This is a genomic window from Roseateles sp. (genome assembly GCF_047654805.1).
In the GTDB taxonomy this organism is placed as follows: domain Bacteria; phylum Pseudomonadota; class Gammaproteobacteria; order Burkholderiales; family Burkholderiaceae_C; genus Pelomonas.
Genome location: NZ_JASGIV010000001.1, coordinates 4,027,602 through 4,042,689, shown reverse-complemented (window position 1 = coordinate 4,042,689; position 15,088 = coordinate 4,027,602). Strand labels below are relative to the sequence as shown.

The following is a 15,088-nucleotide window of genomic DNA, read 5'->3' as shown; positions in this document are numbered from 1 at the left end:
TTGATCATTGCTCTCGTGGGCATGCCCGGCGGTGGCAAGTCCACCGTCGGCAAACAACTGGCACGCCAGATCGGCGTGCCTTTTGTCGATTCGGACCACGAGATCGAGCAACGCATTGGGGGCAGCATCAAGCAGTTCTTCGAGCGTCATGGCGAAGAGGCGTTTCGCGACCTTGAGACCGAGGTCATCGCGGAGCTGATCGCCAGGCCCGGGGACCGCGTGTTGGCCACAGGTGGTGGTGCAGTGCTGCGCGAGCGCAACCGCGAGCTGCTGCACAGTGGTGCCACGGTGCTCTATCTGCGTTCCACACCCGAGGACATCTTCCGCCGCTTGCGGCACGACACGACCCGCCCCTTGCTGCAGGTGCGCGATCCGCTGGCCAGGCTGCGCGAGCTGCATCACCAGCGCGACCCGCTGTACCGTCGTTGCGCCCACTATGTGCTGGAGAGTGCGCGGCCTTCGGTGCACGCCCTGGTCAACATGGCGCTGATGCAGTTGGAGCTGGCGGGCCTGCTGGATCCGGCTCGCGTCGCCGCGACCGTGGGTGCCGAGCCGCTTTGACGGCGGCTTGACGGGACGCGGAGGGCGGCCGTGGAGGCCGGCTCTTACACTGCGGCGCATGCCTGCCACCGATACCGTCCGCATCCAGCTCCCCGACGACCGAGACTACGAGATCCGTATCGGATCCGGCCTGCTGGACGCTGCCGCAAGCTGGCAGGGGCTGCCGAAGGCGGCAACAGCGGTCATTGTCAGCAACGATACCGTTGCACCGCTCTACGCCGAGCGGCTGCGGGGGCAGCTGCTGGCTGTTTATTCGCGGGTCGACCTTGTTGTCCTCCCGGACGGTGAGCAGCACAAGGATTGGGCCAGCCTGAACCGCATCTGCGACCACCTGCTCGGGGAGGCGCTGGACCGCAAGACGGTGCTGTTCGCGCTCGGAGGCGGCGTCATCGGTGACATGACCGGCTTTGCGGCGGCCATCTACATGCGCGGCGTACCCTTTGTGCAGGTGCCCACCACGCTGCTGGCCCAGGTTGACTCGTCGGTGGGGGGCAAGACGGCGATCAACCATCCGATGGGCAAGAACATGCTCGGTGCCTTCTACCAGCCCGAGCGCGTCGTCGCCGATCTGGATACGTTGGACAGCCTGCCCGACCGCGAGCTGCGCGCGGGTCTTGCCGAGGTCATCAAGTATGGGCCGATTGCGGATGCCGGCTTCCTGTGCTGGATCGAAGACAACCTCGATGCGCTACTGGCTCGGGACAAAGCCGTGCTCGCCTACGCCGTTCGGCGCAGTTGCGAGATCAAGGCCGATGTCGTGGGCCAGGACGAGCGTGAGCAGGGACTGCGCGCCATCCTGAATTTCGGCCACACGATTGGGCATGCGATCGAAGCCGGTCTGGGCTACGGCGCATGGTTGCATGGCGAAGCGGTGGCCTGCGGCATGGTGCTGGCGGCTGACCTGTCCCACCGCATGGGGCTGATGCCCGCGGCCTTCGTCGAACGGCTGCGTGTGCTCATCGAGCGCGCCGGCCTGCCCGCGCAGCCGCCGCGGCTGGGCGCCGAGCGCTATTTGTCGCTGATGCGGGTCGACAAGAAGTCCGAGGCCGGCGCGATCCGCTTTGTGCTCATCGAGGAGCTGGGTCGGGCCGGCCTGCACGCAGTGCCCGACTCGCGCATCGTCGAAACGCTTGCTGCACATGGGGCGGCCTGAAGTGCCCGTTGCGCGTCCGGCCTATGCCGCCGACCCGACGCGCAGCCGCGGACGACGCCTGACCGAGCCGGCCGCGCCGACGCGCAGCGAGTTCCAGCGTGACCGCGACCGCATCATCCACAGCACGGCTTTCCGTCGGCTGGTCTACAAGACCCAGGTCTTTCTCAACCACGAGGGTGACCTATTCCGTACTCGGCTTACGCATTCGCTTGAGGTGGCGCAACTGGGCCGGTCCATCGCGCGCAGCCTGGGCCTGGACGAGGATCTCGTGGAAGCCGTGGCTCTTGCCCATGATCTTGGACACACGCCCTTCGGGCACGCCGGCCAGGACGTACTCGACGATTGCATGCGAGCGCATGGCGGCTTCGAACACAACCTGCAATCCTTGCGCGTCGTCGATCATCTGGAGCAGCGCTACCCGGAATTCGACGGGCTGAATCTTTGCTTCGAGACGCGGGAAGGCATCCTCAAGCACTGCTCGCGCCGCAATGCCGAGCTGATCGAGGCGGTGGAGCCTGGAGGTATCGCGACACGCTTCCTGACGGGTGGCCAGCCCAGCCTCGAAGCCCAGCTCTGCAATCTGGCAGACGAGGTGGCTTACAACGCCCATGATGTCGACGATGGCGTGCGCTCGGGGTTGATCGAACTGGAGCAGTTGCTGGAGGTCGAGCTCGTGCGCGAGCACTGGCGCTCCGCGCTAGATGCCCACCCCAGCCTTTCTGGCAAGCGCCTGCTGTTTGAGACGATCCGCCGGATGCTGTCCGCGCAGGTCTACGACATCATCGACGCGACGCGCGCCGCCCTTGCCGAGGCGGATCTGGTCAGTCCCGAGGCGGTCCGCCATGCCGACCAACCTCTGCTGCGTTTCAGCGCTGGCATGCGAGCCAAGAGCACGGCGCTCAAGCGGTTCCTGTTTGCGAACCTGTACCGCCATGCACAGGTGCAATCCACGCGTGCGCGGGCCGAGCAGGTGCTGCGCGATCTGTTCGCGGTCTATTCGACCGACGCCTCGCAGATGCCCGCCGACTTCGCAGGCCGTGGGGATAGTCAACGGGCTTGTGCCGACTACATCGCAGGCATGACGGACCGGTTTGCGATCCGCGAACACCAACGCCTGACCGGGAAAAGTCTGTTCTGAGCAATGCCTGAAATTGGGGTCGGAGTCGATTATCCTGGGTGTCTCGCCTCGAGCGTCACCGAAAGAGCCTCCCATGGCCAGACTTCCCCGCCTGATCCTGCCAGGTCAGGCCCATCACATCATCCTGCGCGGGAATAACCGTCAGGCCATCTTCCAAAGCGACCAAGATCGCCAGCAACTGCTCGGAGTCATGGGCGAGGTGGCCACTCACTATGGTGTGGCGGTCCATGCCTATGTGCTGATGGACAACCATGTCCATCTGCTGCTGACGCCTCCGACAGCGGAAGCCCTCAGCCGCACAATGCAGGCGCTGGGCCGGCGCTATGTCGGTTGGTTCAATGCCCGGCACCAGCGCAGCGGCACACTCTGGGAAGGGCGCTTTCGTGCGGGGATCGTCGAGGGCGAGCGACATCTGTTGGCTTGCATGCGATACATCGAGTCCAACCCGGTGCGTGCAGGGCTTTGCGCGGAGCCGGACCAGTGGCCATGGTCCAGTGCGGCACATCACCTCGGGATGAGCCGGCAGCCGCTGATCACGGAGCATGAACTGTATTGGTCCATGGGCAACACACCCTTTGAACGCGAGCACGCCTATCGCGAGTTCATGGGACAGGGGGTCTCGGCGCAGGAACAGGCTCAGTTCACTGACGCGGCCTTGCGCGGCCGCCCCATCGGGAGCGACGCATTCTTGAAGCCATTGGCCGCCGACCATGGGAATGTCGTCGTCAGGCGACCGCGCGGTCGTCCGCGCAAGGCGGTGCCTGAGACTGGCGGAGCCTAGTGCATTGACTATGACCCCATTTAACCTCCAATTCGAGCATATTGTTTTATAATTTGACTCCGACCCCATTTTAATCAAGTTGCTGCATTTGCTGCGCTGCAGTACGCTCGCGCCCTGTTGTGTTCCAGGAGGGCGCCATGAGCCACGCCGCGCAGATTCAGTCCGAGATCCAAGACCTTGCCGAACACGGGCTCTATCGGCCGACCCAGGAAAAAGATGCCTGCGGTCTCGGCTTTGTGGCGCACATCAAGGGCCACAAGGCGCACAACATCGTCCAGCAGGGCCTGAAGATCCTCGAGAACCTGGACCACCGTGGCGCGGTGGGCGCCGACAAGCTGATGGGCGACGGCGCCGGCATCCTGATCCAGATCCCGGACGAGTACTACCGCGAGGAAATGGCCAAGCAGGGCATCAACCTGCCACCGCCCGGCGAATACGGCGTGGGCATGATCTTCTTGCCCAAGGAGCATGCCTCCCGCCTGGCCTGCGAACAGGAGCTTGCCCGCGCCATCAAGGCCGAAGGACAGGTGCTGATCGGCTGGCGCGACGTGCCGGTGGACCGCGACATGCCCATGTCGCCTACCGTGCGCGAGAAGGAGCCGGTGATCCGCCAGATCTTCATCGGCCGCGGGCCCGACATCATCGTGCCCGATGCGCTGGAGCGGAAGCTCTACGTCATCCGCAAGACCGCCTCCAGCGCCATCCAGGCGCTGAACCTCACGCACAGCCGCGAGTACTACGTGCCCAGCATGAGCTGCCGCACGGTCATCTACAAGGGCCTGCTGCTGGCCGACCAAGTCGGCAAGTACTACATCGATCTGGCCGACCACCGCGTCGTTTCTGCCATTGCGCTCGTCCACCAACGCTTCTCGACCAACACCTTCCCCGAGTGGCCGCTGGCACATCCCTACCGCATGGTCTGCCACAACGGCGAGATCAACACGGTCAAGGGCAACTTCAACTGGATGCGCGCCCGCGAAGGCGTGATGAAGTCGCCGGTCCTGGGCGACGATCTGAAGAAGCTCTATCCCATCAGCTTTGAGCACCAGTCCGATACGGCCACCTTCGACAACGCCATCGAGCTGCTGACCATGTCCGGCTATCCGCTGGCACATGCCGCGATGATGATGATCCCGGAAGCCTGGGAACAGCACGAGGGCATGGATGAGCGCCGCCGCGCCTTCTATGAGTACCACGCGGCCATGATGGAACCCTGGGACGGCCCCGCCGCCATGGCGTTCACCGATGGCCGCCAAGTCTGTGCCGCGCTTGACCGTAACGGCCTGCGTCCGGCCCGCTACTGCATCACGGACGACGACCTCGTCGTCATGGCTTCCGAATCCGGTGTGCTGCCCATCCCCGAGGCAAAGATCGTCAAGAAGTGGCGCCTGCAGCCCGGCAAGATGTTCCTCATCGATCTGGAGCAGGGCCGCATCGTCGACGACGAGGAACTGAAGAACCAGTTCGCCAATGCGCGCCCCTACCGACAGTGGATCGAGAACGTCCGTGTCAAGCTGGATGACATCGCCGTGCCCGAGGGCGCCCGTCCTGGCTTCACGACGACGCTGCTGGACCGGCAGCAGGCCTTTGGCACCACGCAGGAGGACATCAAGTTCCTGCTCGCGCCAATGGCCGCGAATGGCGAGGAAGGCATCGGTTCCATGGGCAACGACTCGCCGCTCGCGGTGCTGTCGGGCAAGAACAAGCCGCTCTACAACTACTTCAAGCAGCTCTTCGCGCAGGTCACGAACCCGCCGATCGACCCGATCCGCGAGAACATCGTGATGTCGCTGAACAGCTTCATCGGCCCCAAGCCGAACCTGCTGGACATCAACGCGATCAACCCGCCGATGCGGCTCGAAGTCAGCCAGCCCATCCTGGACTTCGACGACATGGCTCGCCTGCGTGGCATCGAGGCGCCCACGAACGGCAAGTTCAAGCCCAGCGAGCTGGACATCACCTATCCGCGCGAATGGGGACGTGCCGGTGTCGAAGCCCAACTGGCTTCGTTGTGCGCCTCGGCCGTGGACGCCATCAAGACTGGCCACAACATCCTCATCATCACGGACCGCCACCTGAGCCAGGACCGCGTCGCCATCCCTGCGCTGCTGGCGCTGTCGGCGGTGCACCATCACCTGGTACGTGAAGGACTGCGAACGACAGCCGGTCTGGTCGTCGAGACTGGCACTGCGCGGGAGGTGCACCACTTCGCCGTGCTGGCCGGCTATGGCGCCGAAGCCGTCCACCCCTATCTGGCCCTCGAAACGCTTGAGGCCATGAAGGACGAGCTCCCGGCCAAGTTGACGGCTGAGCAGGCCCGCTACAACTACATCAAGGCAGTGGGCAAGGGCCTGTCCAAGATCATGTCCAAGATGGGCATCTCGACCTACATGTCCTACTGCGGTGCGCAGATCTTCGAGGCCATCGGCCTGAGGGCGGACTTCGTCGAGAAGTACTTCCGCGGCACGGCCACGCAAGTCGGCGGCATCGGCGTGTTTGAGGTGGCCGAGGAGGCCATCCGGATGCACGAAGGTGCATTCGGCGACGACCCGCTGCTGGACAGCATGCTGGAGACCGGTGGCGAGTACGCCTGGCGCACCCGTGGCGAGGAGCACATGTGGACGCCGGACGCCATCGCCAAGCTGCAGCACAGCTCGCGCAGCGGCAAGTTCGAGACCTACAAGGAATACGCCCAGATCATCAACGACCAGAGCAAGCGCCACATGACGCTGCGCGGCCTGTTCGAGTTCAAGTTCGACCCGGCCAAGGTCGTGCCGTTGGACGAGGTCGAATCGGCGGCCGAGATCGTCAAGCGCTTCGCCACCGGCGCGATGTCGCTGGGCTCCATTTCCACCGAGGCCCACGCCACGCTGGCCGTTGCCATGAACCGCATTGGCGGCAAGAGCAACACGGGCGAGGGCGGCGAGGACCCGGCCCGTTATCGCAACGAACTCAAGGGCATCAAGATCGTCGGCGGCAGCAAGGTCGGCGACGTGCTCGGTCACAAGATCATGGAGACCGACTACGAGCTCAAGGACGGTGACAGCCTGCGCTCGAAGATCAAGCAGGTGGCCTCGGGGCGGTTCGGTGTCACGACCGAGTACCTCGTCAGCGCCGACCAGATCCAGATCAAGATGGCACAGGGTGCCAAGCCCGGCGAGGGCGGCCAGTTGCCTGGCGGCAAGGTGTCCGAGTACATCGGCTTCCTGCGTCATTCGGTGCCCGGTGTGGGCCTCATCAGCCCTCCACCCCACCACGACATCTATTCGATCGAGGACCTGGCCCAGCTCATCCACGACCTCAAGAACGTCAATCCGCAGGCTGATGTGTCGGTCAAGCTGGTGTCCGAAGTGGGCGTCGGCACGGTGGCTACCGGTGTGGCCAAGTGCAAGGCCGACCACATCGTCATCGCCGGCCACGACGGCGGTACGGGCGCCTCGCCCTGGAGCTCCATCAAGCACTGCGGCACGCCGTGGGAGCTCGGCCTCGCCGAAGCGCAACAGACGCTGGTGCTGAACCGTCTGCGTGGCCGAGTGCGCGTGCAGGCCGACGGCCAGATGAAGACCGGTCGCGACGTCGTCATCGGCGCGCTGCTGGGCGCCGATGAGTTCGGTTTCGCGACCGCACCATTGGTCGCCGAGGGCTGCATCATGATGCGCAAGTGCCATCTGAACACTTGCCCGGTGGGCGTCGCCACGCAGGACCCGGTGTTGCGCAAGAAGTTCACCGGCCGCCCCGAGCATGTCGTCAACTACTTCTTCTTCGTCGCGGAGGAGGCGCGCCAGATCATGGCCCAGCTCGGCGTGCGCAAGTTCGACGAACTGATCGGCCGCTCGGACTGGTTGGACACCAAGAAGGCCATCTCGCACTGGAAGGCCAAGGGCCTGGACTTCGCCCGCATCTTCCACCGCCCCAATGTGCCGGCCGACGTGTCCCGCATTCATAACGATGTGCAGGATCACGGCCTGGACCGCGCGCTCGACGTGAAGCTGATCGAGAAGTGCCTGCCCGCCTTCGACAAGGGCGAGAAGGTGCAATTCATGCAGGAGGTCACCAACGTGCGCCGCTCCGTCGGTGCACGCCTCTCGGGCGAGCTGATCCGTCGCAAGCCGGAGGGCCTGCCTGACCACACCATCTTCATCCAGATGGAAGGCACGGGTGGCCAGAGCTTCGGCGCCTTCCTGGCTCAGGGCATCAGCTTCTACCTGATCGGTGATGCCAACGACTACACCGGCAAGGGGCTCTCCGGTGGCCGCGTGGTGGTGCGCCCCAGCATCGACTTCCGTGGCGACGCGACGAAGAACATCATCGTCGGCAACACCGCGTTGTACGGTGCGACGCGCGGCGAGGCCTTCTTCCGCGGCGTGGCCGGCGAGCGTTTCGCGGTGCGGCTGTCGGGGGCGACGGCGGTCGTCGAAGGCACCGGCGACCATGGTTGCGAGTACATGACCGGTGGCACCGTCGCCGTGCTGGGCAAGACCGGCCGCAACTTCGCCGCCGGCATGAGCGGTGGCATCGCCTACGTCTATGACGAGGATGGCCATTTCGCCAAGCGTTGCAATACAAGCATGGTGTCGCTGGAGAAGCTGATGACTGCGCAGGAGCAGGAGGCCGGGGTCGACAAGGCGATCTGGCACCGCACCAAGGCCGTCGATGGCGTCGACCGCGAGCCGCAGACCGACGAAGCCATCCTGAAGAAGCTGCTGGAAGACCATCATCGCTGGACTGGCAGCCAGCGCGCCCGCGACATCCTCGACCACTGGGCCGAGTCGCGTGCCAAGTTCGTCAAGGTGTTCCCGAACGAATACCGCCGGGCCCTGGGCGAGATCAATGCTGCCAAGGAAGCCGCCACCACCATCGCTCAGGCCAAGGCGCCTGCAGCAGCCAAGGTCTGAGGAGTCAAAGCATGGGCAAGGTCACCGGCTTCATGGAATATGAGCGTCTTGAAGAGGGCTACGAGCCCGTCGTCGCTCGCGTCAAGAACTACAAGGAATTCGTGATTGGTCTGAATGTGGACCAGGCGAAGCAGCAGGGTGCGCGCTGCATGGATTGCGGCACGCCGTTCTGCAACAGCGGCTGCCCAGTCAACAACGTGATCCCGGACTTCAATGATCTGGTCTACAAGGGCCGGCCGGAAGACTGGAAGCACGCGATCACAGTGCTGCACAGCACGAACAACTTTCCCGAGTTCACCGGACGCATCTGCCCCGCGCCCTGCGAGGCCGCCTGCACGCTGAACGTCAACGACGACGCGGTGGGCATCAAGTCCATCGAGCACGCCATCATCGACCGTGCCTGGGCGGAGGGCTGGGTCAAGGCACAGCCGGCCAGGGTGCAGACGGGCAAGAAGGTCGCCGTCGTTGGTGCCGGCCCGGCAGGCCTTGCGGCCGCGCAGCAGCTGGCGCGCGTGGGCCATAGCGTCACGGTGTTCGAGAAGAACGACCGCGTCGGCGGGCTGCTGCGTTATGGCATCCCGGACTTCAAGATGGAAAAGTCCCACATCGACCGCCGGGTCGAGCAGATGCAGGCCGAGGGCGTGGAGTTCCGCACCGGCGTCATGGTCGCCGCGCTGCCCGAGGGCAGCAAGGTCACCAACTGGGCCAAGGAGACGGTCAGCGCCGATGAGTTGAAGGCTCAGTTCGACGCCATCGTCCTGACCGGTGGCGCCGAGCAGTCGCGTGACCTGCCCGTGCCCGGCCGCGACCTTGCCGGCGTGCATTTCGCGATGGAGTTCCTGCCGCAGCAAAACAAGGTCAACGCCGGTGACAAGCTGAAGGGCCAGATTCGCGCCGACGGCAAGCATGTCATCGTCATCGGTGGCGGCGATACAGGCAGCGACTGCGTCGGGACCAGCAATCGCCATGGAGCCAAGAGCGTCACGCAGTTCGAGTTGCTGCCACAACCGCCCGAAGTGGAAGACCGTCCGCTGACCTGGCCCTACTGGCCGATCAAGCTGCGCACCTCGTCCAGTCACGAAGAAGGTTGCGAGCGCGAGTTCGCCATTGCCACCAAGGAATTCGTCGGTGAGAAGGGCAAGCTGACCGGGGTGAAGACCGTGCGCCTGAAGTGGGAAGGCGGCAAGATGATCGAGGTCGAGGGTAGCGAGCAGGTGCTGAAGGCTGACATCGCCTTCCTGGCCATGGGCTTCGTGTCGCCGGTCGCAACCATCCTCGACGCGTTCGGCGTCGACAAGGATGCGCGTGGCAACGGCAAGGCAACTACTGAGGGTGTCAATGCCTACAAGACCAACGTCGACAAGGTCTTCGCCGCCGGTGACATGCGTCGTGGGCAGAGCCTCGTGGTCTGGGCCATCCGCGAGGGGCGCCAGGCCGCGCGTGCGGTAGACGAGTACCTGATGGGGGCGACGACGCTGCCGCGTTGACGCGAGCGAGTCGCTCGCAAGTGCTTAATGCGGCGTGGCGCCCAGACAGGACGCCGCGCCGCTTCTTTCGTTCAATCTCGCATTCAGTCGTCGCAGTTGAACGTGCTCGCCGGCTTCAGCGGTCTCCTGATAGCGCAGATCCAGGCACAGTTGCGTGGGCAAGGTTTGAAGGCCCAGCGATGCCGCGTTGAAGCGAGCCGCTTGCAGTGCCTGCTCGGCGGCGCTGACGAAGTACTCCGGGCTATTGGTGGTTGCGTTGCTGCTCAGGGCGGCAACGCTGCCATCGGGGTTCAGGCGCAGCCACCAGCGCAGCGCCAGTTGTCCCCCGGGCAGCAGTGCATCAGGGTAGCCCAGCTCGAGGGATGCGGCCTGCAATTGCTCAGGAAGCAGCCGAACAGCGCTCGCGTCGCCGCCCGCGACCATTGCTTGATTGGGCAGAGGCACCGGCGTTGCTGACGGTTCAGGCGTGGGCGCAGGTTCCGGGACAGGTTCGGCCGGCAGCCGCGTTGCTGCAGCCGGACGCCGCAGCTCCACTGTCAGCGTGCGCGACACGTGCCCTGGGGGCGCGATGCCGGCAGGATGCCGGGCCCAGGAGAGCAGGGCGACGTGCAGCAGCAGCGCGGCTGTGAGGGCCAGCAGCTGCGGACCGCGTGAGCGGTTGATGCCGCTGCCGACCACACTCAGTTCGTGTTCAGATCACGCCAGGACAGCCGGCGAGTGTTCTGCACGGTCGAGTTCAGCGGGACCTTCTTGGTTACGAATTTCCGATTTGCCAGCTGGAAGCCGCCTACCACGTCGCCATTGGGCAGGCTGTAGGCCGTCGCACGTGTGGAAAGTGCGTCACCGAGGTAGACGCTGACCAGGCCGTTGGCGTTGCTCACCGCATGTCCTGTGGCGGCGTCGAAGTAGTTTACGAAGCTGAAACCGCCCACCTGGCAGGGATCGCTGTTGGTCAGCACGTTGGACGTGACCACCAGCGTGCCCAGCACGATCTGCGGGTCCGTATTCACGCGCTCCGCGCTGCGCGGCAGATCCACGTACCAGCCGCCGTTAACCGTCCAGTCCACGGGCTGTGGGTCGCCGTTGTTGCGCACCAGGCTGCCCGCCGTGCAGAAGGCACTGCCGGAGGGGCAGGTGCTGTCGACGAGCGTCTGTACCACGAAGTGGGCGGATGCATCGCGCGGGTTGCCGTGGTTGGCTGCGGCGCTCAGGTCGTCCTTGATTGCATAGATGGACTGCGTGTCGGTATTGTTGTAGTCGGACTGGCCGAGGAAGCGGCCGGTGCCGATGTAGACGATTGCGACTCCGTTGACGCTGTACAGCTCGGGACGGGTCGTGATTGGCTGGACCACGCCGCCCATGCCGGCAGCGGTGCGCAGCGAAGCGAGCAATTGCGCGTCGTAGCCAGGAGCGCCGACATCGTCGTTCACATCAAAGCGCCAGACGTTCCCCAACGTGTCGCCCGCATAAACGCGTAGCACGCTGTTGTCGAGGTTTCCGTTGGCCAGCCACGCGCGCACTTGGGCTAGGCCCGACGGGGTGCTGGTGCTGCCGGTGCCGGTGCTGATGGTGCGGACAAGCGTGCCGTCGGCGGCGTTCAACACATAGAGCCGGCCAACCCCATCGCCGGGTGACACGTTGTTGTAGCCCGAACCGAAGAACACCGCCCAGGTACCGTCGGCCAGCTTGCCAATCTCGGGCGTGCCATAGGTGTAGCCGAGGTTGCTGTCGGTGTACTCCCACAGCGCGCTGGGGTTGCCAGGATCGGTGATGTCCAGTGCGTAGTAGGCGCGACCACCACCACCCAAGCCTCCGACGAGGATGGTGCGCCAATGGCCGCCAATAAAGACGTCCTGCACGATGGGCGTCGCATCAACGAAGTAGCGATGCTTGTTGGCGTATTGCTTGTCGGCCAACTGCGGCAGATTGGGCAGCACGGCTGTGGGCACAAAGGCCCAGACCTCGGCGCCGGTGTCGGCATTGAAGGCGTGCAGCATGCCGTCGTTGGCGCCGACGTAAAGCATGCGTTGACGGTTGGCAATGCCGGCACTGCCTTTGAAGGCAGCGTAGCCGGCGTCCTGGTAGTTGTAGCCTGAGGCCGTACCCACGAACACGGATTCGGCGTTGACCGTGTCTCCCAGCAGATGGACGCGGGCGCGGAAATACTTGGACATGTCAGTGATGCTGCCCTCGTTGCTGCGGTCGCCGGCGAGGTAGTTCACCAGGTTCTCGCCGGCCGCGGCGGTCTGGGCTGCGCTGGAAAGGCAGGTGGGATCGTTGGAGGTGCAGAACTGGCTCAACGCGTTGCTGCCGGTGTTGAGGGCGGCGAGCGAGAAGTAGCCCTGCTCGGTTGCGTTCATGCTGCTCCAGCTGAAGGCCTTGAGCTTGTTGCTGGCGCTCGCCGAGAACATGTAGATGGTGCGGTTGGTATTGCCGTCGAGCTGGCCCGCGGCCGTCCAGGCGGCGGCGGCGCTGCTCAGGTTGCCGGTGGTCACGTCGATGCTTCGAGAAGTGACCTCGCCCGTCCAGTCGCCCGAGGTGAATCCGGTCAAATAGATCGAGTTGTCGCTGGTCGTGACGTTGGGATTGCTGGTGGCGGCGGCGGCGCCGGCACCTTCATAGGCGTCGATCTTGTTCAGCGCGCTGATCAGGCCATTGGCGAAGGTGCTGGGGTCGCTGGCGCTGAAATAGCTACCGCCACCGTTCACGGCGGCATGCCAAAGGTCATCCACTGCAGTCAGCGTGTCGGCAATTGGCACGGGCCAGTTGCAGGCCCCGCTGCTCTGCCAGGAGCAGATGTCTGCCGACAGGTTTGCTGCGCTGCCGTTCTTGACGGCGAAGTAGTCGCCCGATGTCTGAGTCGCGTAGTTGGGGTCGAACTTCATGTAGCCCGAGATACCCAGGCCCAGCGTGAACGTGACCATGTTCTGCTTCTCGTAGGTCTGGCCCGTGCCGCAGACATCTCGGTTGCCGGCGCCGCTGTTCCCGCTCTGGCAATTGTTGGCGGTAGGTGTGCGCAGGTCGGTGTTGTAGTAATAGGCTGCCACGTCGGACAGCGTATTGGCCGTGCCGCTGCCGTCGAGCATTGGGCGGGCCAGCGAGCCATCCTGGTCGCCGATGTCGGTTGTGCCGTTGAGCTGCTTCGGGTTGGAGCTGTCGTTCCAGAAGCCGTCTGTTGAGAGGATGGTGTAGTTCCTCTGGCAGGCGTACTGCATCGGATCATTCACCGTGCCGCTGTTGATCGACGTGAGTTTCCCGGCATACATCTGCCCAGCCTTGGCCAGACTCACGCGCAGTGGCGTGCCGCTATTGGGCCTGGCGCTGGTGATCTTGTTGAACCAGTCGGTACGCTGTGTGCTGGCGGGCGAGGTGCTGTTCTGGAAACTGGCGAGGTTGAGGAAGTCGGAGCCCGTGTTGTTGTCGATGCTCATGTAACCCAGCCGCCGGTTGCCACCCACGCTGGCGAAGGCTCGCAGGATGCCCGACTTGGTGGCCTGCATGCGGGTATGGTAGTAAGCCCACCAGTTCGCGAAGTTGGTCATCTCCTCGGTATAGGTGCAACTGGTGCCGGCGCAGTCGGTGCGGGTGGCGGCCTTGGCGTAGGTGTTGCCGCTGACGATATCGACGCGCGTGAAGCCGCCGGGGAAGGTGCCCGGCGTTCCAGCAACGGCGGCCGTTGCGGCGGCGTAACCGGAGAAGGCCGAAGTAGTGGTCGGGGTGAAGGTGCAGGTCGCCGAGGCGTCTGAGGAGACACGGGTCAGCGACGCGGTGGAGGTCAGATTGCCCGCCGATACCGGTGCCGTGATGGTGACCGTGCTACTGCTGGCAGAGGCGGTGTAGCCGCCGTTGGTGCCAGTCTTGGCGTTGATCTGGGCTGCGATGTCGCTGGCCAGGTTGCTCGCGCGGGTTTCCGAGGCCGTTGCGATTCCGCCGAATAGGTCGGTGCCGCCAACGGTCAGGCGACTTGCGCTGGCGCTGTAAGTGGTCGTGACCTTGTTCTTGCCGGAGCCGGTGGTGACGGTACCGCAACCGTTGCCCATCGTGATGGTGAAACTCACTGAAGCGGGGGTGGCTGGCTGTGCCGCCGTTCCTGGCGTGCCGGCTGTGAAGAAGCGGGTCGGGTAGCGGGCGTACGGGAAGCTGGTGGTGCGGGTGGCCTGGCAGTTGCCTGTCGCGGGTGCGGCGGCCGTGGCGTCGGCTGCGGAGCCGCACCAGCGCACATAAGCGGGCACGTTGTACGTGGCGTTCTGGGTGGCCTGGCAATTGCGCAGCGCGCTGGTGGTGCAGTACTCGCCAGGGGTGATGACGTAGTAGTGCGGGCCGAGCGGTGCGGCGCTGGAGGACGCCACTGGGGCGTCCGGATTGCCTGTGGCGATGAAACCGGTGCCGGAGGCGGTGGTGATCCACGCGGTGGTGTAGTTCTTGCCGTTCACCGTGCCGGGCAGCACGTAGTTGCCGTTGCGCAGGCAGTCGGTGTAGGTGCTGTCGGTGCACCAAGCGAGGTCCGGGAACTGGGTCGTCAGGTTGATCGTGGCGGTGTTCTGGACCTGGTAGTAGTCATTGCGTACCGCCGTCCAGGTGGTCTGGCTGGGGTAGCTGTTGCCGCTGGCATCGACCGGTGGCAAGTAGCGCACGGCCGGGTTGTAGGCCATGCCGTTGAAGCTAGAAGCCAAGAAAGGCGGATGGCCCGCCTTGCCGAAAGGGGGCGAGCCGGTCCAGCAGGCGCTGCTGTTGCTACTCGTGCTCGCACCTTGGCAGCAGTTGCCGCCAACGCTGCCGCTACTGGTGCGCGAGGGCAGCGTGCTCGTGGTCCGGCAGGCGTTTTGCTTGCTGCTGCTGGTTTCGCTGCTGCCTCCCCAGTAGCTGCCAATGTGATCGGGCAGGAAGTCCCAGGCCATCGAGCCCGAGTCGTCCAGTACATAGAAGATGTTGGCCGGGATGGCGTTGGGTGCGGCGGTGATGAGCGGCGAGTTGGCCAAGTCGGTCGCGCCGGCCTGCGTGGCGCTCAGCGATACCAGCAGAGGCAGTGCCAGCGAGGTGAGTTGGGGCTTGGTGCGCTTCATGGCAGGTTCC

8 protein-coding genes are annotated in these 15,088 nt (G+C 64.7%); 6 read left to right on the top strand and 2 right to left on the bottom strand.

Annotated features, from left to right (window positions below):
- From QM732_RS18320 to QM732_RS18295, 6 genes are all read left to right on the top strand, one after another.
- The gene (locus QM732_RS18320; RefSeq protein ID WP_415657530.1) at nucleotides 1-561 is read left to right on the top strand and encodes a shikimate kinase; all 561 of its coding nucleotides are present in this window, start codon (nucleotides 1-3) and stop codon (nucleotides 559-561) included.
- A gap of 58 nt (nucleotides 562-619) precedes the next feature.
- Nucleotides 620-1,714, top strand: a complete 1,095-nt coding sequence (gene aroB, locus QM732_RS18315) for a 3-dehydroquinate synthase (RefSeq protein ID WP_415657529.1) — start codon at nucleotides 620-622, stop codon at nucleotides 1,712-1,714.
- Nucleotides 1,701-2,852, top strand: a complete 1,152-nt coding sequence (locus QM732_RS18310; RefSeq protein ID WP_415657528.1) for a deoxyguanosinetriphosphate triphosphohydrolase — start codon at nucleotides 1,701-1,703, stop codon at nucleotides 2,850-2,852. The genes aroB and QM732_RS18310 overlap by 14 nt, the downstream gene beginning before the upstream one ends.
- A 73-nt stretch (nucleotides 2,853-2,925) precedes the next feature.
- Entirely contained in the window at nucleotides 2,926-3,633 is a 708-nt protein-coding gene (locus QM732_RS18305) for an REP-associated tyrosine transposase (protein ID WP_415657527.1), read from the top strand.
- Between the two features lie 137 nt (nucleotides 3,634-3,770).
- Nucleotides 3,771-8,528 carry a glutamate synthase-related protein gene (locus QM732_RS18300; RefSeq protein WP_415657526.1) on the top strand — a complete coding sequence of 1,586 codons (4,758 nt, stop codon included), beginning with the start codon at nucleotides 3,771-3,773 and terminating at the stop codon, nucleotides 8,526-8,528.
- Nucleotides 8,529-8,539: 11 nt separating this feature from the next.
- The gene (locus tag QM732_RS18295; RefSeq protein WP_415657525.1) at nucleotides 8,540-10,015 is read left to right on the top strand and encodes a glutamate synthase subunit beta; all 1,476 of its coding nucleotides are present in this window, start codon (nucleotides 8,540-8,542) and stop codon (nucleotides 10,013-10,015) included.
- 24 nt (nucleotides 10,016-10,039) lie between these two features.
- Here QM732_RS18295 and QM732_RS18290 read toward each other — a convergent pair whose 3' ends face one another.
- Both QM732_RS18290 and QM732_RS18285 read right to left on the bottom strand, forming a co-directional pair.
- Nucleotides 10,040-10,567 (bottom strand): hypothetical protein, encoded by a 528-nt coding sequence (locus QM732_RS18290; RefSeq protein ID WP_415657524.1) that lies wholly within the window; start codon nucleotides 10,565-10,567, stop codon nucleotides 10,040-10,042.
- A 128-nt stretch (nucleotides 10,568-10,695) separates the two neighbouring features.
- Nucleotides 10,696-15,078 carry a pilus assembly protein gene (locus tag QM732_RS18285; RefSeq protein WP_415657523.1) on the bottom strand — a complete coding sequence of 1,461 codons (4,383 nt, stop codon included), beginning with the start codon at nucleotides 15,076-15,078 and terminating at the stop codon, nucleotides 10,696-10,698.
- Nucleotides 15,079-15,088: the final 10 nt, after the last annotated feature.